Genomic DNA, 20,568 nt, shown 5'->3' with positions numbered 1-20,568 from the left:
GACACGCCTTCTCTCGGCCCGGCCCGATTCAGTCGTTGTCGGGCGCCATCGAGATCACGACCTTTCCGGCCGTGGTGCGGCCCTGCTCGACGTGCGCCATCGCTTCGAGTGTCTGGTCGAAGGGGAACGTTCGGTCAATGACCGGGCGGAGCTGTCCGTTGTCGTAGAGGGCGGCGAGCTCGTGCAGCTGGGCGCCGTTCGCCTGCATGAAGAAGAACTGGTAGCGCACGCCCAGGGCCTTGGCCTGCTTGCGGATCTTGCGACTGAGCATGTTCATGACCAGGCCCAGAAGGGATGGGGCGCCGAGCTGCTTGGCGAACGCGGCGTCCGGCGGGCCGACGACACTGATGGCCAGGCCGCCGGGCTTCAGCACGGTCAGCGATTTCTCGAGGTTGACTCCACCCACCGAGTCCAGCACCAGGTCGTAGCCGGACAGCACCTGCGAGAAGTCCTCCTTGGTGTAGTCGACGACGATGTCGGCGCCGAGGCTCCTGACCAGCTTCTCGGAATCAGTTTTCGCGGTCGTCGCCACTGTGGCGCCGAGGTGCTTGGCGAGCTGGATGGCGGTCGATCCAAGTCCGCCGGCACCGGCATGGATGAGCACCTTCTGGCCCGGCTTCACGTGGGCGTGGTCGACGAGGATCTGCCAGGCTGCCAGGGCCACCAGCGGCACCGCGGCCGCCTCGCGGAGGGTGAGTGACTCCGGCTTGGGTGAGACGTCGTCCTGGTCGATCGCAATGAACTCGGCGAAGCCTCCGATCCGCAGGTCGCGGGGACGTGCGTAGACCTCGGCGCCGACTTTTACGTCGCGCACGGCCGACCCGACCTGCGTCACAATGCCGGCGACGTCGTGGCCGAGCACGAACGGAAGCTTGTACGTCAGGAGTCGTTTGAACTCCCCGTTGCGGACCATTTTATCCAGCGGGTTGATGCTGGTGGCGCTCACTCGAACCAGGACGTCGCCGTCGCCTACGGTGGGCTCGGGAACGTCTGCGGCGCGTAGGCCGTCCTTGCTGTACTTCTCGACGATGAATGCCTTCATGTCAGCCATCCCTTTGTGTGATCTTTTTGATTGCCTTTCGGCGGACGATGCGCATGCCGGGCCGGCCCCCGCATCAGCTGCCGAGGTGCCGTCGAAGCCACTGACCCATCTGCTCGATCGCCCGGTCCACCTCGGGCACGCGCCCCGCGCCCAGGATGAACGAGTGCTGCCCCTCGGGCAGTGGGCGGACCTCGGAGAGGATCTTGAAGTCGGCGAGTCGGCGGCCGAAGTCGGCGCCCTCGCCGGCAAGCGCCTCGTACTCTCCGTAGTGGAGGGCCGTGGGCGGCAGGCCGGTCAGGTCGGCGTTGAGGATGCTGATGTCGGGGTCGGTGAAGTCCACGCCGGGGTCCTGCAGCCAAGCCGCTCGGAACTGCTCGAGGATGTCCCGGCTGAGCATCTTGTCGAGTTCCTCGTTCTCGTCCACCTTCGGGTTGCTGATGGTGAGGTCGGTCCAGGGCGAGATGCTGATGATCGCCCCAGGGGCGGCCTCGCCCCTGGCGAGCAGGCGCAGCGGCAGCGCGACCGCGAGGGTGCCTCCGATGGAGTGGCCGGTGCTGCCGATGTTCCGCGGCTCGTAGCCCTGTGCGAGCAGCCACCGGTAGGCGGTTTCGGCGTCGTCGATCTGCGCCGGGTGGGGGTGCTCGGGCGCCAGGCGGAAGCCCACGACGAGTGAGCGGGCTCCGGCCGCCTTGGCAATGTGGCCGGCGGCCTTGCGATCCGATGTGATCGAGGCGGCGACCGATCCACCGAAGTGGAAGTGGAGCAGCGCCTTGTCGGGATCGGCGCTCTCGGGGATGGCCCACAGGGCGGGGACGCCGTCCGCGTCCACGTCGGCGTAGGTGACGCCTTCCGGCTCGGTCGATGCCGAAGCATGCGTGTCGACGATGTCGCGGACGACGGCCAGGTCGAGGCCCGGTGTCGACGCCTTCGCGCGCACGCTTTCGAGGAACTGCGCGAACTGCTGTGCTTCCGTGCTGATTCCCATGTGGATGCTCCTTGTCAGGTCAGAGCTGAACGCGCCTCTCACGCGCACTGCAGGTCGATGGGCCGGGTGCGACGTCAGCCGGGCATCCGGTTGAATCTGCGGATCTGCTTGTCGAAGATCCCGGTGGGGACGAGGCGTCGCGCGGTGGTGATGCGTGAGGCGAGCGGACCGGCGGTGTAGCGCAGCTTCGGCTTCGGGGCGGTGGCTGCCGTGACAATCTCCTTGGCGACGACGGCAGGGTCGTCGCCGCTCTTCATAGCCGCAGCGACCACTTCGTCGAAGACACGCCGCCGCTCCGCATACAGCGGCAGCGGGGTGTCGGGCTGCGCGGCATTGGCGTCGAAGGCGGTCCGGGTGTAGCCGGGCTCGACGAGCAGAACGCGGACGCCGTGCTCGCGGACCTCGTGGTCCAGGGACTCGGAGTAGCCCTCGATGGCGTGCTTCGCGGCGACGTAGAGGGCCATGTAGGGCTGCGGGATGACGCCGAGGACGGACGAGAGGTTGATGATGCGTCCACGGCCCTGGGCGCGCATGTGCGGCAGGACGGCCTTCGTCATGCGGACGAGACCGAAGAAGTTGAGGTTGAAGAGGCTCTGGGCCTGGGCGACGGAGTTCTCCTCGGCGGCGCCGGCGGAGCCGAGACCGGCGTTGTTGACGAGGACGTCGATCCGTCCGAACCGTTTGATCACTTCCTGGACTGCGGTGGTGACGGATTCGTCACTGGTCACGTCGAGGTCGAGGAAGGTCACACCGGCGGGCGGGGTGAGTCCCGAGGTGTTCCGTCCGGTTCCGATCACCTCGAACCCGGCTGTGACGAAGGCGCGAGCGGTTGTGTTACCGATCCCCGAAGACGCCCCCGTTACGAGCGCTACCGGCCGATGTGTCGCCATGACAGGCTCCCTGCCTCATTTAAATTACGATCGTTTAACTTACGACCGTAAGACTATTGCGGGACGGCGCGGGTGGCAAGGAGCCGCTTCGGCGATCGCCGGGAACCTGCGGCTTGGTGCGGGAGGAGGGGCCAGCAGGCGACGAATGCGCCAGGTCGCCGATGCGGCTCGGTACTCCCTGTCCGGGCACGCGGAGAAGGTGCCTGCGGCGCCGGGCCGGGATGCCGCACCGATGACGGACGGCACGAGATGCGGGACGGGTTCCCGCGTGCCGCGCACAGCTTCACGCGCTGACGCCGTTGCTCCGTATGCGACGGAGGTCGACGCTGGCGGACGAATGGCTCGGTGACTCGCGGGCGGTCCGTAATGTCGAAGAACGCCAGCGACTCGTCCCGGGTCGCGGCACGTTTTCCGTGAAGCCGGGAACCGGCGCGAATCGCATCTGGGGCGAACTGGTCAAGGTGGGCCAGCAACAGCCCGGCTACGGGTTTTAGTTCAGATAAGCGACCAGGCGGAAGCTGATGGCGCCGGACCAGAGGGTTCGGGGCATGACTGACATCCGCAGCAACCCCGAGCAGCAACAGCTGTGGGATCTCAGATTCAGTGGCCGAATCTCACGACCGATGGCCACTCGATGGCCGTTCGGCCATCAATCTGAGACAGACCGGTCGAAGCGCTCACTCTTGGGGCTGACGAAGTGCCCAGTCGCGGTCGCTCGGCGTCGGCTCGGTTCGCCAACGAGCCCGTAGGACTCCGTCGTTGTCGGGCATGACAGCAGTACACAGAGGCACAGATTCACCCGCATATACAGACAGGAGCGCTGCGGCATGGGAACGGGATATCCGGGCGGTCAGTTCGGGGAACGCGTCCTCGTCGGCGATGGCGCTGCGGATGTTGCCGTCGTCGTCCTGCCACACGCCTTCGACGAGGCCGTCAGCGGGCAGGGCTCTCAGGACGGCGTCGATGTCGGTGGACAGGGGCGGCCAGACGGCGAGACGGGCCCGGGGAGCCAGTCCAACGCGAACGGGGTCGATGGTGTCGATGGTGAGGTGGTGCCATCGTGAGGCACCTTCGAGATACGTCTCTTCCAGGATTCCGGCACGGCCGGTGGCGACTGCCGTGTGCAGGTCGGCCCAGAAGTGGTCATCGCCGGGCCGCTGGATGACCTGCTCTTCCTCCTCGGCCTCGAAGGCGTACGGGGAGGCGTCCAGGCGTTCCGGGAACAGTCCCCGCTCCCGCGTGCGGGCCAACGCCTCCTCGCAAGGCCGGCTGCTGCTGATGTAGAGGTACTGGTCCCATCCCACGTGGACTGCGAACACGCCTTCCGCCTCCAGCCGGCACCAGGCGCCGATGTCGCGCAACATGGCGCGCACCAGCTGCAGCCCGACTTCGAGCGGTACTTCTGCCCCATCGTGAAAACCGGTAGGGCCGGCAGGGAAAAGCCCGTCCAACCCAAAGCCGTCCACCGCAGGCTCCACACCGAAGTGCGCGAAGGACGGGACCTGTGGTTCACGTACGGCCAGGTGATCGACGCCAGTGTCCCCGGCGAAGGCCGCTACCGCCTGAAGATAAGCCGCCTCGACCTCGCCGTGATCGCTGACGGTGTCCTCCCTGCCGATGTAATGCCCGTGTTCGTCACGGTCGGCGGGGTCGTACTTGGTGACGCGGTAGACGTAGGGGAGCTGCACCGCCCCATCATCCAGCACGCTTGTGCCGCCCCGCGAGGAATTGCTACGAGCGTCAGCTTGCCCCGCATACGACTGGTTCCGATGAACCAGGAGCGTCTCGGCCTAGTAGCCGGCCCGGCTGCCTATGGCGCCCAGGCCGATCGAGGCGTAGCCGCGCTCCAGCGCCCGCGCGTGCTCGGGCTCGCACTTGACCGTGATGACCTGTTCGTCCGGGTCATCGGTGACGACGTCGAGTCCGGGGGTGAAGGGGCGTCCGTGGCTGACGTCGGGCAGGGCGAGGGCCGCCTTGCGGGCGGGGTCCTGGAGCGGTCACCGGCCGCGCTCACCGGGCCGCCTGCGTGCTGGTGCCGTAGGTGTGCGGGTCTACGGGCTGCGCAGCCTTGGGCAGGTGGGCGACGACGAGCAGGTAGGAGTCGGTGACGAGCTCCCTGACGAGCTCCTTGTAGACGCCTGTCCCGCCCTCCAGCTGGATCCAGTGTTTCTTGTTCATGTGGTAGCCGGGGGTGATGTGGCTGTTGTTTTCCCGGAGAGCCTGGGCCTCGCCGGGTTCCGCCTTCAGGATCACGACGGGGCGCCCGGGGACCTCGGTCATCAGCATGAACACCTTGCCTCGTACCTTGAAGACCTCCCAGTCCGGGCCGAAGGGATGCTCCAGCTGCGCTCCGGCAAGTTCCTCCGCGCACTCGGCGGCGAACGTCTGCAGGGTCGATCCGTTCATGAGTGTTTCCTTCCTCGGGTGGTAGCGGGCAGGGCGTAGGCCAGGGACGCGGACGTCACGCCCCATCCTCCAGCGACGCGGGCGGAACGGGCGGTAAACTACGGACACGTGATGGTCGACAAGCGACACCCCGGGCGTTCTCCACGCGTCGGACGCAGCGAGCAGGCCGCGGTTCCGCTGTACGGTTTCCAGCCCCCGGTCGGCACTCCGTACGGCCTTGAGGTGAGCACCGTCGAGGACTTCTTCGCCGAGCACGACGACTGGCCGTGGAATCCGCCTCGTCCGGGCCGCGCCACCTTCCACTACCTGATCCTGGTGACCGAGGGTGAGCTGCTCCACGATGTCGACCACGTCACGCGGACCGTCGCACGCGGCCAGTGGCTGTGGGTGCGTCCCGGGCACGCGCAGTGCTGGCATCCGCCGGGTGTCGTCCGCGGCTTGTTCATCCTGTTCGAGCCGGACGTGCTGACGTCCGACGCCGCCCGCCTGCTGGCCCCGCTCACCGCGCACGAGGCCCCTGCCGTACTGAACCCGCACCCCGATGACGCGGCCTGGCTGCGGCAGACGGCGCTCCAGCTCCTGGACGAGCACCGTGCACTGGGGCGCCGCCGGCTCGATGTCCACCACGCCCTGCGGCGCAGCCTGCTCGAATCGCTGCTGCTGCGCCTCGCCAACTCCCCCGATGTCACCCCCACCGGCACGGCGGCGGGCGGTACGGGCCGCCGAGACATGTACGCACGGTTCGTGGACGCCCTGGAGCTGCACTTCCGGGAACTGCACCGGGCTGCGGACTATGCCGGGCTGCTCGGCTGTTCGGTTCGCACCCTCAGCCGCGCGGCCCGGGACGCCACCGGCAAGGGGGTGCGTGAAGTCATCGACGAGCGGCGGCTGCTCGAAGCCCGGCGCCTGCTGAGAGGTGCCGGTTGGGACGCCCGGGCTGTGGCCGTCCATCTCGGGTTCACCGATCCCGCGAACTTCGGCCGCTTCTTCCGTGGCCACACCCGTCTCACCCCGGCCGCCTTCGCGGCCCGCGAAGCCAGGACCGGCATGTGAGGCGGGCGCGGCACAAGTTCGCACCCGCCCGGCCGCCACGGCCTTGATCGCGTCCGGAACATGGGCCGGGTCGGCCGCCGCCGTCGATCGACCGCTCACTGGCCGGGGTACGTCATCTCGGATCCCCGGTCAGGACGCGATCGCGCCTGTCGCGGTCTGGGCGAACGCCCAGTTGGAGTGCACGATGCGCCACTGGCCGTCGATCAGCCGGTACGCCTCGGTGGCGTTCCAGGCGCGCAGCTGCCGCTCGTTGCCGTTGTCGTCGAGCACGAAGGTGTTCAGGTTGTAGGCCAGGACGGCGAAGTCACCGTCGTCGCTGACGTGCACGACGGGGTTGAGGTACTCGTTGCGCACGATGTGCGGGTTGGAGTAGATCGCCTCGATGTGGGCGACGGTCGCGTCACGGCCGACGACCAGGTCCTTTTCGATGGGGTCGAAGTAGCTGATCTCCTCGGCGTAGTTGTCGAGGTAGCCGCGGTTGTCGCCGACGCTCCACCGCTCGTTGAAGGACTTCTCCAGTTCCAGGATGGTCTTGCTGATTTCTTCCTTGTTGACGCCCATGACAGTCTCCTTTTCGTGCATGCCGCTGCCGGCCGGCTGCGACCGGCGGCGGATGGGTGTGTTTCTCAGTCGTCGAGCAGCACCACGTGCTTGCCCGGCGTCGTGCCGGCCTCGACGTCGGCCTGGGCATCGCGCACCTGCCGCAGGCCGTGGTAGACCTTCGCGACCGGGGCCTTGAGCCGTCCGGCGGCGATGGCTTGCAGTTGCTGCTGGAAGACCTGCGCCGGCAGGTCGGTGGCCCCGCCCGCGTAGCTGGTCAGCCGCACCCCGTTGGGGATCATGAACGGGGTGAAGTCGGGGATCGTCCACTGGCCCGCCAGGGCTCCTGTGAAGCAGACGGTGCCGTGACTGCGGACGGTGCGGAAGGTGTCGGCGAGGGCCGAGCAGCCCACCAGTTCCAGTACGGCGTCGACTCCGTCCGGCATCAGCTCGCGCACCTGGTCGGCGATGGCGCCGTTGTCGACCAGTGGATGGTCGACACCGATGGCCCGCAGTTCCCCGGCCCGGTCCGGGCTGCGAGTGGTGGACAGCACGGTGGCTCCGAGGTCCTTCGCGATCGTGGCCGCGCTCAGCCCGACCGTGGAGGTGCCGCCGCGGATCAGCAGCGTCTGCCCCGCCTGCAGACCGAGGCCCGTGGCGAGGGAGCCGTAGGCGGTCTGGAACATCTCCGGCAGCGCGCCGACCACTTCCCACGGGAGGCCGGTCTCGAACGGGATGACCTGCCCCGCGGGGACGGTCACGTACTGCGCGTACGAGCCGTCGAAGGACCGGCCCATGCCGCCCATCATGGTCGCCACCTGCTGCCCCGGGCGCAGCCCGCTGTCCTCGTCGGCCTGATCGACCACACCGACGCCCTCGATGCCGGGGATGCGCGGATAGGTGACCTCCGAGTCTGACTCGCCCTTTCGGGTGGTGACCTCGGACTCGTTGACGCCGAACGCCATCACCTTGATGCGCACCCACCCGGGCTGCGGCTCGGGCATCGGCACCGTGGTGACGTGAAGGGCATCCAGGCCGCCGGGCTGAGTGACGACAACCGCTCGCATCGCCGTAGTGGCGGCGGCTGCGGACGCTGCACGCTTGCCCATGCCAATTCCTTACTCATCGAGGACGACCCGCAGGGTCGCCACCCTGCGGCCCGCAGCGACTGGTCGCCGCAGCACCTCTCGATCTTCTGTCGACATCCAGCGAATCCCGCAGTCAGTTGCGGACATCTGATCGTCAATGGAGGACACCGGTGAAGCCCCGCGATCGCAAGGCTTCGGGCCCCTCATCCCGAGGGGAAGCCTGAGCGCCCCCGCCGTCCCCCCCGTTCGCTCGGCCGGAACGGTTGTGGAGCGGTTCGACCAGGAGGGATGGGCCCGAGGCGTCCTGGTCAGGCCGCCAGGCCGCGAGAATAGGACGCGGGTCTGTCACCGGTGCTGTGCGGTGCGCAACTCATCGGTGAACCGGGCGAGGGCGTCCTCGGCCGTGGGCACGGGGCCGAACAGCTGCTCCTGACGGCGGGGGTCGGCGACGTAGCGCCCGGTCTCGAACCAGCGGAACATCGCGGCCATGTCCTTGATCAGGGGCATGAAGCGGCCGGCGACGGCTCCCGCGGCGCGGGCGACGGCGGACGGGACGGCCCACACCTTGATCTTCTTTCCGGCCCGGTGGCCCATCACGTCGGCCACCTCTCGCATGCTGACCGGACGGTCCCAGCCGATGTCAATCCGCTCACCGTTGTCGGCCTCGGCGTCGACGGCGGCCGCCAGGTATGCCGCGAGATCGGAGGTGTGGACGAAGGTCAGCGGGACGGTGGCCTTGCCGATCCACAACATGCGGCCCTTGTCGACCGGGTCGCCCGCCATGCTCGCGACCTGGTCGAGGAATGCCCCCGGGCGCAGCGCGACGAACGGGACGCCGAGCTGTTCGAGCTTGTCCTCGGCGATCTTCTTGTGCCAGAAGTGCGGGACTTGGGGGGTCTGGTCGCTGGTGAGGATGCTGGTCAGGACGAACCGCCGGATGCCGGTGCGATGGGCGGCCTCGGCGAGGTTGGCGTTACCGACGGTGTCGATGTCCTGCGCGTTCTTGCCGCCCCGGGTGTAGCCGGCAGCGGTGGTGATGACGGCATCGGCGCCGTTCATGGCAGCGACGAGTGAGTCGAGGTCGAGCATGTCGCCGCGGGCGATCTCGACGCCCCGGTTTTCGAGCCTGCTCGCGTCGGTGGTCGGCCGGACCAGGGCGCGGACGTTCTTGCCGCGCTTGAGCAGTTCGTCGACGACCTTGCCGCCGAGGGAGCCGGTCGCGCCGACGACGAGGACGGGGAGGGTGGTGGTCATGGGGGTGTCACCTTTCATCAGGTCAGTGGTGGGGGATTGGTTGGGCGGAGCAGTGGTGGCCGCGGGACGTGGGAGCCGTCGGCCTGCAGGAGCTTTCGGAGGTCGAAGGCGACCCGGACGCGGGTGATGCGTCCGTCCTCGATGTACAGCCAGTTGGCATGGAGAAGGGCTCGCCGGCCATGCAGGGGTGTCACCCTGCGCCCGAATGAGTTCCGTCCTGCTTCCACCGGGACGACGCGCGCTTGCCCCTGACACTGAGGCCCCGCTCAGCCCCGTTCTCCCTGACGTACGGAGTGAGCGGGAGTCCCGCCACATCCACCGGCTCGGCTCACCGGGCTTCTTCCGACAGGCGGGAAGCCTGGCTCCGCTCAGCACGGGCCTCGTGAGCCGAGTGCTCTGCAGCACTGCCCACTTCGCAGGAACGCCGGAAACTATGCGCACTCCAGGCCGGAACCGGGGTGCGAGCCGAGGGGAGTTACTCGGACTCTTCTTGCGGAAGAGCGCGGCTGTTGATCGCGTCGGCGATGGCGTAGGCGGTGCGGACGAAGGATTCCGCCTGCTGCGCCGACAGGTTCAGCGCGGAGGTCTTCTCCAGGGCTCGCCACATGGTTGCAATGGGCTCGCGCATGGCACGGCCCTTCTCGGTGAGGTGGACGACCATGACGCGCCGGTCGTGTTCGGCCGGCTCGCGGACGAGCAGGCCGGCGTCCTGCATGCGGCGCAGAGACTTCGAGACCGTGGAGTGGTCCAGGCCGACGCTTTCGAGCAGCTCGGACTGGGTCTGGCCGTCCCGGTCCAGCAGTTGCATCAGCAGCAGTTCCTGTCCGGGATGCAGGTTTATCTCGCGGAGCATGGCGGCGGCGCGGGCCCGATGAGCACGGGCGAGCTGAAAGATCGCGTAGCTCATCGGCCCCTCGCTGGCCGTGCTGGGGATGCGGGGTGTGGGGACGGACATGCGGTTCCTCAGACGGTGTAGGTGGGGTAGTCGGTGTAGCCGGCCACTCCGCCGCCGTAGAAGGTCGCCGGGTCGGGGGTGTTCAGCGGCGCGTCAGAGCGTAGCCGCTCGACGAGGTCCGGGTTGGCGAGCGCGAGGGCGCCGACGGAGACGAGGTCGGCCGTGCCGTGGTCGATGTCCTTGGCGCGGGTGGGCAGGTCGGTGCCGGCCCGGTTGAGGATCAGCGTGGTCGGCCACAGTTCACGCAGGGTGCCCAGCAATTCCTCGTCGCCTGCGTGCATCACGTGGAGGTAGGCGAGGCCGAGCGGGCTGAGGGCGCGCAGGAGCGCCGGATACAGCTCGGCGGTGTCGGACTCGGCCATGTCGTTGTACGGATTGCCGGGGGAGATGCGCAGGCCGGTGCGCTCGGCACCGATCTCGTCGGCCACGGCAGCGGCGACCGCGACGGCGAAGCGGATGCGGCCCTCGAGGGAACCGCCGTAGCGGTCGGTGCGCTGGTTGGTGTTGTCGGCGAGGAACTGGTGCACCAGGTAGCCGTTGGCGCCGTGGATCTCCACGCCGTCGGCGCCTGCTGCGACGGCAGCCGCTGCGGCGCGGCGGAAGTCGTCGACGGTCGCCGCGACCTCCTGCGTCGACAGGCCCCGGGGTGTCGGCATCTCCTGGGGCCCGGACGCGGTGAACATCGTGCCCTGCGGCCGGATCGCCGAAGGGGCGACCGGCTGGCGCCCGTGGGGGGTGTTGTCGGGGTGGGCGATGCGTCCGGTGTGCATCAGCTGGACGACGATCCGGCCGTCGGCCGCGTGCACGGCGTCGGTGACCTTGCGCCATCCGGCGATCTGCTCGTCATTGTGTATGCCGGGAGTGAGGAGATAGCCCTGGCCGTCGGCGTTCGGCTGGGTGCCCTCGGTGATGATGAGCGCGTGCGAGGCCCGCTGGGCGTAGTACTCGGCGTTCAGCTCGGTCGGTACGCCTTCCGGCGTGGAGCGGTCACGGGTCATGGGGGCCATGACCAGGCGGTGCGGGAGGGAAATGCCACCGACGGTGGTCGGTGTCCACAGGGAATTCAGCATGGATGGTCCTTCGGTGCGGTGATGAACAGGTGGTCATCGGGATAAGCGGCGGGTGGGGTGGTGCAGCGGCGGGCGTGATCAGTCGAGGGTGAGGACGAGCTTGCCCCGGGCATGCCCGGCGTCGCTGACCTGCTGGGCCGTGGCGGCCTGGTCGAGCGGGTAGGCGGTGACGGTGGTGACGACCTTGCCGGTCGCGGCGTCCTGCGCCAGGGCGGCCAGGCGGGCGGCCGAGCGTTCCTGGGGACCGTTGGCGAAAGTGATGCCGAGCTGGTGCGCGCGGAAGTCGGCGATGGTGACGATGCGCTCGGTGCCGCCGCGCAGGGTGATGGAGTCCTCCAGCGCTCCCTTCCCGGCCAGGTCGAACACCACGTCCACGCCGTCGGGGGCGAGCGCCCGGACCCGCTCGACCAGGCCCTCGCCGTAGAGGGTCGCGGTGGCGCCGAGCGAGGCGAGGTAGTCCTGGTTGGCGGGGCCGGCGGTGCCGATGACACGCGCTCCGCGGGCCGTGGCGATCTGGACCGCCAGGGTTCCGACCGCTCCGGCCGCGCCGTGCATCAGCACGGTCTCCCCGGCGGTGACGCCCAGCAGGTTCAGGACCCGCTCGGCCGTCTCGCCCGCCACCGGCAGCGCGACCGCGTGCTGCCAGTCGAGGCCGGCGGGCTTGGGGGCCACGACGGTGGCCAGCGCGTACTCGGCGTACGAGCCGGTGTCCGACCAGCCCAGCACCTCGTCACCCACCTGCACGTCCCGCACGCCCTCACCCAGGGCGTCCACCACACCGGCGAGCTCGTGACCGGGGACGGAGGGAAGCGGCGTGGGGAACACGGCCTCCAGTGCCCCGGAGCGGATCTTGCCGTCCAGCGCGTTCAGCCCGGCCGCCTTGACGCGGACGCGGATCTGCCCGGGGCCGGGCTGCGGGACCTCGATGTCCGCCTCGTGCAGCACTTCCGTGCCTCCGAAACGGTCGAACAGGATGGCTTTCATGACGACTCCTCTCGTACCCCACCCATTTAGGTGGCTGGACACATAAATACCGTAACAGCAAACATGTGGCTAGCCAAGTATTTGCTGCCGCTCGAGCTGCGCAAGATCGGTAGCGGCCGCGTCGGTCTCCTCGGGACGGCGGTCGAGGCGGGAGGCGCCCCGCCGGAGCGCGCCTTGCGCGGCCAAGGGCTTACCTCGACCGGAAGCTGGACGACCGGGCCGGCCAGACCCCAGCGGTCCGCGGCTCACTTGTGCCGGCCGCCTGGTCACCGCGGCCTTGGACGTCATGGAGTCGAGTGGCAGTGCGCCTTCACGGACGCCGTGACTACCGCCCAGCCGAGGGGCGGCGGGCACCCGGGCAAGATCGGGCGCACCTCCCGCACAGCGCCGACGGCGCTCGGGCACAGCTGTACACCGAGTGGCCCAGCGGCGAGGCGCACCAGGAGGCCGCGGAGGCCGGCCACCACGGCGGGGGCACGAGATCTTCGCCGGCACCACCGGGCGCACGGCTGACCCACCGAAGGCGGTTCCGCCTTGACCCCTCCCTGTCCGGCCGCCGACGTCATCGGATCGTCCCCGGAAACCCGTTGTGGTGCCCCGACCCTGTCGGGAGGAAGAGATCGCACAGGTAGTGGATCACCCTGTCCTGCTCTCCGGGTACCGTCAGGGTATGAGTCATCCGCACCCCGAGCTGAAGGCCGCACCGCCCCTTCCCGAAGGAGGGCTGCGGGTCATCGCCCTGGGCGGCCTGGGTGAGATCGGCCGCAACATGACCGTCTTCGAGCACGCGGGCAAGCTGCTCATCGTCGACTGCGGTGTGCTGTTCCCCGAGGAGACCCAGCCCGGCGTGGACGTGATCCTGCCGGACTTCACCTCGATCCGGGACCGGCTGGACGACATCGTGGCCGTGGTCCTCACCCACGGCCACGAGGACCACATCGGCGGCGTGCCGTACCTGCTGCGCGAACGGTCCGACATCCCCGTCGTGGGTTCAAAGCTGACGCTGGCGTTCCTGGAGGCCAAGCTCAAGGAACACGGCATCCGGCCGCGCACGGTCCGGGTGCGGGAGGGCGACCGGCGTGGCTTCGGGCCCTTCGACTGCGAGTTCGTGGCGGTCAACCACTCCATCCCCGACAGCCTCGCGGTCGCGATCCGCACCCGGGCCGGGATGGTGCTGCACACCGGCGACTTTAAGATGGACCAGTTTCCTCTCGACGACCGCATCACCGATCTGCGGGCTTTCGCCCGTCTCGGCGAGGAGGGCGTGGATCTGTTCCTCACCGACTCCACCAACGCCGAGGTCCCCGGTTTCACCACTTCCGAGCGTGAGCTGAACCCGGCGATCGAGCAGGTGATGCGCACCGCGCCGCGCCGGGTCATCGTCTCCAGCTTCGCCAGCCATGTGCACCGCATCCAGCAGGTCCTGGACGCCGCCCACCAGCACGGCCGCAAGGTCGCCTTCGTCGGCCGGTCGATGGTCCGCAACATGGGCATCGCCCGTGACCTGGGCTATCTGAAGGTCCCCTCCGGTCTGGTCGTGAGCACGAAGGAGCTGGAGAAGCTCCCGGACCACAAGATCACTCTGGTGTGCACCGGCTCCCAGGGCGAACCGATGGCCGCGCTGTCACGGATGGCCAACCGCGACCACATGATCCGCATCGGCAAGGGCGACACCGTCCTGCTCGCCAGCTCCCTCATCCCCGGCAACGAGAACGCCATCTACCGGGTGATCAACGGACTTACCCGGTGGGGCGCCCACGTGGTCCACAAGGGCAACGCCAAGGTGCACGTCTCCGGGCATGCCAGCGCCGGCGAACTCGTCTACTGCTACAACATCGTCAAACCCCGCAACGTCATGCCCGTGCACGGCGAATGGCGCCACCTGCGGGCCAACGCCGACCTCGCCATCCGTACCGGTGTCGACCCCGAGCGGGTCGTCATCGCCGAGGACGGCGTCGTCGTCGACCTGGTCGACGGGCACGCATCCATCACCGGCAAGGTCCCCGCCGGCAACGTCTACGTGGATGGCATGGAGGTCGGCGGCGCCACCGAAGCGTCCCTCAAGGACCGCCTCGCCCTTGCCGCCGAAGGCGTGGTCACGGTGGTGGCGATCGTCGACGCGGACACCGGCGCCCTCGCCGAGGCCCCCGACTTCCTGGCCCGGGGCTTCGTCCACGACGACGCCACCTTCGAGCCGGTCGTCCCCGTCATCGAGAAGACCCTGGCCACCGCCGCCGAGGAAGGCGTCGGGGACGCACGCCAGCTCGAACAACTCGTCGCCCGCTCCGTGGCGAACTGGGCATTCCGCACCCACCGCCGCAAGCCCCTCATCATCCCCGTCATCATCGACGCCTGAGCCACACCCGGGCAGGCGTCCGGGGGCGGACGCCGATGTGCACGAGGTGAAACTCGGCGACGAGTCGGTCCTGATGTCCAGCCTCATCACCGGCCCACCGTGTCGGCTCGTATGCATCGCGCCCGGGTTTCGCCCGGACGCGTCCGGGGCGGCCCGGTGGCGAGCGCTGCGCCGGGCATCCCGCAGCGCCTCCAGCGGCTGACCAGCCGCCCGAGCAGCAACATGACGGCCACGGGGATCAGAAACCCGGACAGCCCGGTGTGCCGGCCAAAGGAGGAGAGGAAGTCCGTCAGACATGACGCTCATTTGGCGCTCCGGCCGTCTCACAGCCCGTGCCCGGGGCAGAAAGACCTCATTTGACCTGCAGATTCTCCCGTCCACACACCTTGTGACGGGTTCCCTATGACGCATCATGTGGAGTGCGTGGCTATTCTTGAGCCGGTGCGCGAGGACGCCTGACCTGTTGTTTTGTGCCAGTCACCGTTCGCTTCACCTGTTTTCCGCCCTTCCAATGGGTGAAGCGCGAGACTGGTCGGATGTACGCGCCTGGACTGCGGATTCCCTAAGGGGGTACGGCGGTGACGCAAGCCTGGGCTGCACGCACCTCAGGTTCTTGACGCTCGTGTGACGCTCGTTCTGAAAGCCCATCACATCGGGGGCGGGCGGGGTTCGACGTCACCCTTTGGCTCGGCTGATGAGGGCTCGAGATTCCCGGGTGTCCGGCGCCTATCAGCGGGACTGGCTTCGCTGTGGCAGATGCGAATTCGGTCCAGTTGCCGTCTGTGCGGATCGTGAGCTGCTATGTGCCTGTTAAGAGACGCTCGGGTGGCGCGGCCCTCCCCAGGTAGTCACCTCACAAACCTGACCATGCGCCAGCCACTGTTCGGAGTCTCGTCCTCGACGGTGTGCCGGGTGATCCAGAAGCCGCCGACGCGCACGCCTGGCCGCGCACTGCCGGGGCGTGACCGTCCTGGCGGAGGCGCCTACCTCAACTGCGGCATGATCACCCCGCACCGCAAACGCCCCCCGACGCGGCTGCTGCCCGGCGAAGAGGCCGACAACGCTGCCCACCGAACGGTCCGCGCCCGGGTGGAACACGTCATCGGACGGATGAAGACCTACAAGATCGTCCGCGACTGCCGACAGCACGGCGCCGGCCTCCACCAGGCCGTCCAGATGCACAACCTCGCCATGGCATCATGACCACCGCCCCCACCGGCCCTGACCTGCCCGAACACAGCCTTGTGCGACGCCCTTTAAAGGGTGTTGCAGAAGGCTCGGTGGCGGGCATTTTGCCTGTATGGGTGGGGTGTTGCGGGCCGAGACGGTGTGGGTGGAGACGTTCACCGGGTTGCGGATGGGCCGTTTCGAGAAGCTGCTGCGGGTGGTGCGGGAGCGAGGCGGCAACGGTCCCGGCGGTGGCCGGCCGTGGTGTCTTCCGCTGCCCGAGCGGGCGCTGCTGGTGGCCGTGTACTACCGCACGAACCTCACCATGCGGCAGCTCGCCCCGCTCTTCGGCTGCTCACCCGCCACCGTCTGCCGTGTCATCCAGCGCCTGGGACCGCTGCTTGCGCTGGAGACTGTGCAGTGCGTGACCGGCAGGTCGCAGCCTCCTCACGCAACTACCGGTTCTCGGCGAATGTGCAGGTCATCGTCGATGCCGACACCCGCCTGGTGGTGGCATCCGCCCGGCCGGCACCCGGCAACAAGGCAGACGCACACGTCTGGCGCGAGTCGGACCTGCCGGCCGTGGCAGCAGGCACGACGGTGATCGCGGACGGCGCCTACCTGGGCACCGGGCTGATCGTCCCGCACCGCAGACGAGCCGGACGTCCCCTCTTGCGCGGCCAAGAGGAGGACAACGCCGAACACCGGCGCGTGCGGGCCCGCGTCGAGCACACCTTCGCCCGAATGAAGAACTGGAAGATCCTCCGCGACTGCCGCCAAAGGGGCGACGGCCTCCACCACGCCGTCCATGCCGTCGCCACCATGCACAATCTCGCCACGGCAGGGTGAAACAGCAGGGTCAGCCATCACCCAGACCCGCCGCCACCGAGCCTTCTGCAACACCCTTTAGAACGGTAGGAAGGGCTCGGATGGGCCGGTCACGGCCGTTCGAACAGGGAAGGTCGGCCGGGTGAGGAGGCGCCTCTGTTCTGGCCTGGGCTGGAGCAAGAGTCATTAGGTGGCGGGCTCTCCGGGCCCGCCACCAGCCTGCTTCAGAACAACAGGCGCGCTACCGCCGCCAGCGTCGCCAGCACAAGACTGGAGATGACTCCGGCGGAGATGTCGATCAGAACCTTACGGAACCAGATACGACGCGTGGACTTGCACTCGACAGGGTTCATGCGATACCACTCCACAGCTGTGAGTCGGAATGGTAGGGACGTCCTACCGGGCATCCGCTGGCTCGCCGCACTGATAGGTGACAGCGACCATTACGGCTCATGGCTGGTGCGTGGGTTAGATGAACTTGTGTGTGCTCTCCGGGAAGGCCCGCAGCGTAGCCGCACTCTAGCGGAGCGAAGCACTGCGCAGCCACTGAGTATTTTCAGCGTGGCCGCTGATCGGATGACGGGGTGGTGTGGGATCGGAGTGCGCAACGGACAGGGCTCCCGTGCCGTTGAGGGAGGTGTTCGACGTCTCAACTCAGCAGCACAGGAGCCCTGTTGGTTCCTTATCCTGCCGTACTCGACCTGCCTCACGCCTTGGTCGAGTAGGTCACGATGCTCATCGTCACCCGTGAAGGTGATCGGCGGCGCAAACTCCCGCCGCACCGCCGTGCGCTGATCGCACTCGTGCACCTGCGCCGCCACGACACTCTCGCCCAGATCGCCGCGCGGCCTTCGGGATATCCGTCGGCACCACCACGCCTACGTCACCCAGGCCACCAGTCTGCTCGCCGAGCAGGCACCGGGCCCGCCGAAGACGCTGCGCGCGCACGACCCGGACTTCGTCCTGCTGGACGGCATGCTCGCCGAGTGCGACGCGTTGGCGACGGCAGAGCCGACTACTCCTCCAGGCGCAAGCGGCACGGGGTGAACGTGTAGGTCGTCACGGCCCGGCCGGGGAGATCCTCTGGCGGTCGCCGGCACTGCCGGGCCGGCCCCACGACCTCACAGCCGCCCGCACCTACAGGATCCTTCGGATCTGCGCGCGGCAGGGCGTCCCGGTCCTTGTCGGCATGGCCTACATCGGGGCGTGCGACGGGGTCACCACGGCCAAGCGCCGCCCGCCAGGCGGCGAACTCACACCCACCGAGTTGACCAGAAACAGGGCCCTGTCCGCGGCCCGGGCACCGGTTGAACGAGGCATGGCACGGCTGAAGTCCTGGTAGATCTTCCGCAGATCTCGCATCAGCCCCAACCGCATGAGCATCATCACCAAAGCCGTCCTCACCCTGGAGAAGCAACACTGAAAACACTCACTGACTTCGCTATGCGCTTTGAACCTGAGGCCGTTGGTGACTATGGACGTCGTCGGCCGATGCCGACTGGCAGGCCATCGCTTGGTGGTGCTGTCGACTGCCGACATGTTCGCACGCCCCTTCGATACCGCCAGGCGCATGCCAAGGTACGGTGACTGTTGGATCAACAGCCGAGAGCGGGGATGGGTAGGCGGTCATGGCAGGCGGGGGCAAGTGGTCGGATCTGGAGGCATTTTGGCCGGCCGAGGAGATGGTGCGGAACCCGGATCGCGTTGTCCCTGAGATCACCAAGTGTTACAAACTTGCTCATCCCAGAGGTAAGGAGCCCTCGGCTGGGGATGTCGACTCGTGGCGGGAAAGCGTCTACCAGGTCGCTACAGCCTTGACGAACCTCGGGCTCGGGCAGGTCTACGTCTTCGTGGAGTATCGGGTTCACGAGAAGATGAACCCCATCGACATAGTCCTCGCCGGCACGCACCCCGACGGTAGGCACAGCTACGTCGCGATCGAGTTAAAGCAATGGCGCACGGTCCTGCGTCCCGATCCGTCCCAGGCGACGAACGGCCTCTGTATCTCGTGCCGGAACGCGGCTGGGACTCTCTGTGATGCGTGCGCCCTCGGGTGCGTCTATATGCCTGACTTCGGTAGTCACAAGAAGCATCCTGCGATGCAAGTGAAGGAAAACCTGAACTCGCTGCGGCTCCACCACAGCATGTTCGACGACCGCTACGTGCACCTTGCTGGCGCCGCGTATCTGCACAACCTCAAGGACCTCGATTCGCAGTGGATCAGCAGGGTCAAGCCGGCGCCAGGCATCCCTACGTTCACTGCTCGCCAGCCCGCGGATCTTCGTACATTCCTGCAGAATCACTTGATGCCTGTTGCGGACGCTTCGGCGGCCCAAGCGCTGCTCGACCGGCGCCGCTCCAGTGCGCTCCTGACATCCGAAGTCGGGGCGATCGTCAACGGCCACACGCGGTTCAGCCTGGTTGAGAAGCAACTTGAAGCCGTCAATAGTGTTATGGACGCCCTCCGTTCGCCCTCGCCCGGCGTGAAGAAGGTCTTCGTGGTCAGTGGCCGAGCGGGCACCGGGAAGTCCCTCATCGCGCTGACCCTCCTGGGCCAGGCGCTCGACGAGGGGTATGGCACGAAGTTTGTTTCGGGGGGTATCGCGTCCCGGGAGAACTTCAAGCGTGGTGTAAGGGGTAAGGGAAAAGCATTTCCGACACTCAACAAGGTCGCTGACGATGTCGCAGTCGACGAGCTCGACCTGTTGCTCTGCGACGAAGCGCACCGGCTCACCGAGCGCCCGCAGACTGGCTCGTTCGCCATGAGACCTGGTGAGTCCTCTGTCTCGGTGATCGTGAACCGGGCCAGGGTTCCTGTCTTCTTTGTCGACGGTGACCAACGTCTGTTCGCCGAGGAGGCCTGGTCGGAGCAGGAACTAGTTGATGAGATACACGCGTTGCGGGCAGAGGTCGTCCCGATCAAGCTCGACAGGGCGTATCGAGCCGTGGGAAGTTCCACTTACGACGCATGGGTGAAACGTTTCCTCGATGGTGACCCTGTGTCATGGTATGCCGATGGCGACCAGGATCCGGAACCCTTTGAGCTTTACTACACGGATAGCGCCGCTCGGATGGAAGTTTTCCTGCGGTCCAAGCTGGATGCCGACTTGAGCGCCCGGATGAGCGCAGGTATGTGCTGGGACTGGACCGACGACACCGGTACGGCTCCGGACGTTGCTCCGGAGAAGGGCTGGGCGCGGCCGTGGAATGCAGGGGACAGCCACCACACCCCCGGAGTGCCGAAGCGCCGATTCTGGGCCACGGATCCCGGCGGCTTCGGTCAGATAGGCTGTGTTCACACAGCACAGGGCCTCGAATACGAGTGGGGCGGGGTCATCATGGGAGCTGATCTCACCTGGGCCGGGGACGCATGGTGCGTGGATCGTGCGCATGTGCGCAGCAAGGCTCGTCGGATTTCCTCCGACAAGGATTTGCTGGAGCGGATTCGCAATGCCTACGGCGTTCTGATGACTCGCTCGATTCGTGGCACGGTGCTGTACTCCGTGGACCCGAACACAAGGCAGCTCTTTGCCGACCTCGGGGTTCCGAAGTTGTGACTGAAGTGTCCAGCCGTCGGGGAATGCATCGACCATGCCTAAGCAGTTCCTTTCATGCCAAGGTCGTGCTGGCGTGACTGATCTGCTCAGTGCTCCGTGAGCGAGCCGTTGCGCGTCGGGCGGTAGGTGCACCAGGAACGGAACGCCGAGCACTGAGAAGGCAAGCTCGGCGCGGAGGTTGTCGGCGGCCACGTACACACCGAACTGTTCGGCGAAGCCGTGTATCGCCAGAGTGCTCAACTCTCAGGTCTCCGGGGCGATGAGGGGCAGGCAGTGGCCAGAGCCGCGCGCGTTCTGACGGGCTTGCAGGTGGGGTCGTCTGTGGGCGTAGGTGGCTGAGTGGGCCTGGGCTCCCGTACCGCAGATGTTGAACCACATCCTCGGCCGTGACCT

At 67.6% G+C, this 20,568-nt stretch carries 15 protein-coding genes and 3 pseudogenes; 6 read left to right on the top strand and 12 right to left on the bottom strand.

The features are described from left to right. Nucleotides 1-28: 28 nt before the first annotated feature. From ACWIF2_RS00405 to ACWIF2_RS00385, 5 genes are all read right to left on the bottom strand, one after another. The gene (locus ACWIF2_RS00405) at nucleotides 29-1,042 is read right to left on the bottom strand and encodes an NADP-dependent oxidoreductase (protein WP_454357781.1); all 1,014 of its coding nucleotides are present in this window, start codon (nucleotides 1,040-1,042) and stop codon (nucleotides 29-31) included. Between the two features lie 73 nt (nucleotides 1,043-1,115). Beyond that, nucleotides 1,116-2,027 (bottom strand): alpha/beta hydrolase, encoded by a 912-nt coding sequence (locus ACWIF2_RS00400; RefSeq protein ID WP_454357780.1) that lies wholly within the window; start codon nucleotides 2,025-2,027, stop codon nucleotides 1,116-1,118. A gap of 74 nt (nucleotides 2,028-2,101) precedes the next feature. Next, nucleotides 2,102-2,917 carry an oxidoreductase gene (locus ACWIF2_RS00395; protein WP_382498472.1) on the bottom strand — a complete coding sequence of 272 codons (816 nt, stop codon included), beginning with the start codon at nucleotides 2,915-2,917 and terminating at the stop codon, nucleotides 2,102-2,104. 677 nt (nucleotides 2,918-3,594) lie between these two features. Then, the gene (locus ACWIF2_RS00390) at nucleotides 3,595-4,605 is read right to left on the bottom strand and encodes an RNA-binding protein (protein WP_454357779.1); all 1,011 of its coding nucleotides are present in this window, start codon (nucleotides 4,603-4,605) and stop codon (nucleotides 3,595-3,597) included. Between the two features lie 322 nt (nucleotides 4,606-4,927). After that, nucleotides 4,928-5,323 (bottom strand): MmcQ/YjbR family DNA-binding protein, encoded by a 396-nt coding sequence (locus ACWIF2_RS00385; protein ID WP_454357778.1) that lies wholly within the window; start codon nucleotides 5,321-5,323, stop codon nucleotides 4,928-4,930. Between the two features lie 108 nt (nucleotides 5,324-5,431). On the opposite strand from ACWIF2_RS00385, the gene ACWIF2_RS00380 reads away from it, so the two are divergent. Further along, nucleotides 5,432-6,376 carry a helix-turn-helix domain-containing protein gene (locus ACWIF2_RS00380; RefSeq protein ID WP_454357777.1) on the top strand — a complete coding sequence of 315 codons (945 nt, stop codon included), beginning with the start codon at nucleotides 5,432-5,434 and terminating at the stop codon, nucleotides 6,374-6,376. A 129-nt stretch (nucleotides 6,377-6,505) separates the two neighbouring features. On the opposite strand, the gene ACWIF2_RS00375 is transcribed toward ACWIF2_RS00380, so the two are convergent. The 6 genes from ACWIF2_RS00375 to ACWIF2_RS00350 all read right to left on the bottom strand — a co-directional run bounded on the left by ACWIF2_RS00375 (nucleotide 6,506) and on the right by ACWIF2_RS00350 (nucleotide 12,267). Beyond that, a complete protein-coding gene (locus ACWIF2_RS00375) occupies nucleotides 6,506-6,937 on the bottom strand; it encodes a YybH family protein (protein WP_382498459.1) in 432 nt (143 codons plus the stop codon). A 65-nt stretch (nucleotides 6,938-7,002) separates the two neighbouring features. Further along, nucleotides 7,003-7,983 (bottom strand): alcohol dehydrogenase catalytic domain-containing protein, encoded by a 981-nt coding sequence (locus ACWIF2_RS00370; protein WP_454357850.1) that lies wholly within the window; start codon nucleotides 7,981-7,983, stop codon nucleotides 7,003-7,005. A 366-nt stretch (nucleotides 7,984-8,349) separates the two neighbouring features. Beyond that, the gene (locus tag ACWIF2_RS00365) at nucleotides 8,350-9,258 is read right to left on the bottom strand and encodes an SDR family oxidoreductase (RefSeq protein WP_382498458.1); all 909 of its coding nucleotides are present in this window, start codon (nucleotides 9,256-9,258) and stop codon (nucleotides 8,350-8,352) included. A 475-nt stretch (nucleotides 9,259-9,733) separates the two neighbouring features. Continuing rightward, the gene (locus ACWIF2_RS00360; RefSeq protein ID WP_454357776.1) at nucleotides 9,734-10,213 is read right to left on the bottom strand and encodes a MarR family winged helix-turn-helix transcriptional regulator; all 480 of its coding nucleotides are present in this window, start codon (nucleotides 10,211-10,213) and stop codon (nucleotides 9,734-9,736) included. 8 nt (nucleotides 10,214-10,221) lie between these two features. After that, on the bottom strand, nucleotides 10,222-11,283 hold the full coding sequence (locus ACWIF2_RS00355) for an alkene reductase (protein WP_454357775.1): 1,062 nt from the start codon (nucleotides 11,281-11,283) through the stop codon (nucleotides 10,222-10,224). A gap of 78 nt (nucleotides 11,284-11,361) precedes the next feature. Continuing rightward, a complete protein-coding gene (locus ACWIF2_RS00350; protein ID WP_454357774.1) occupies nucleotides 11,362-12,267 on the bottom strand; it encodes an NADP-dependent oxidoreductase in 906 nt (301 codons plus the stop codon). A gap of 670 nt (nucleotides 12,268-12,937) precedes the next feature. On the opposite strand from ACWIF2_RS00350, the gene ACWIF2_RS00345 reads away from it, so the two are divergent. The 3 genes and pseudogenes from ACWIF2_RS00345 to ACWIF2_RS00335 all read left to right on the top strand — a co-directional run bounded on the left by ACWIF2_RS00345 (nucleotide 12,938) and on the right by ACWIF2_RS00335 (nucleotide 16,639). Next, nucleotides 12,938-14,623, top strand: a complete 1,686-nt coding sequence (locus ACWIF2_RS00345) for a ribonuclease J (RefSeq protein ID WP_454357773.1) — start codon at nucleotides 12,938-12,940, stop codon at nucleotides 14,621-14,623. Nucleotides 14,624-15,563: 940 nt separating this feature from the next. Continuing rightward, a pseudogene (locus tag ACWIF2_RS00340) lies at nucleotides 15,564-15,826 on the top strand (transposase family protein); the annotation flags it as partial. A 97-nt stretch (nucleotides 15,827-15,923) separates the two neighbouring features. After that, nucleotides 15,924-16,639: pseudogene (locus tag ACWIF2_RS00335) on the top strand (transposase family protein). Nucleotides 16,640-16,842: 203 nt separating this feature from the next. Here ACWIF2_RS00335 and ACWIF2_RS00330 read toward each other — a convergent pair. Beyond that, nucleotides 16,843-16,971: a DUF6408 family protein gene (locus ACWIF2_RS00330; protein WP_454357772.1), complete on the bottom strand. Its 129-nt coding sequence runs from the start codon at nucleotides 16,969-16,971 to the stop codon at nucleotides 16,843-16,845. A 378-nt stretch (nucleotides 16,972-17,349) separates the two neighbouring features. Here ACWIF2_RS00330 and ACWIF2_RS00325 point away from each other — a divergent pair. Beyond that, nucleotides 17,350-18,041: pseudogene (locus tag ACWIF2_RS00325) on the top strand (transposase family protein). Nucleotides 18,042-18,432: 391 nt separating this feature from the next. Continuing rightward, nucleotides 18,433-20,175 carry a DNA/RNA helicase domain-containing protein gene (locus tag ACWIF2_RS00320; RefSeq protein ID WP_454357771.1) on the top strand — a complete coding sequence of 581 codons (1,743 nt, stop codon included), beginning with the start codon at nucleotides 18,433-18,435 and terminating at the stop codon, nucleotides 20,173-20,175. The last annotated feature ends 393 nt before the right edge of the window (nucleotides 20,176-20,568 follow it).

This window comes from Streptomyces sp. NPDC055506 (genome assembly GCF_053643595.1).
Note: the sequence above shows the minus strand (reverse complement) of the source record. Positions and strands in the feature narration are given on the sequence as shown.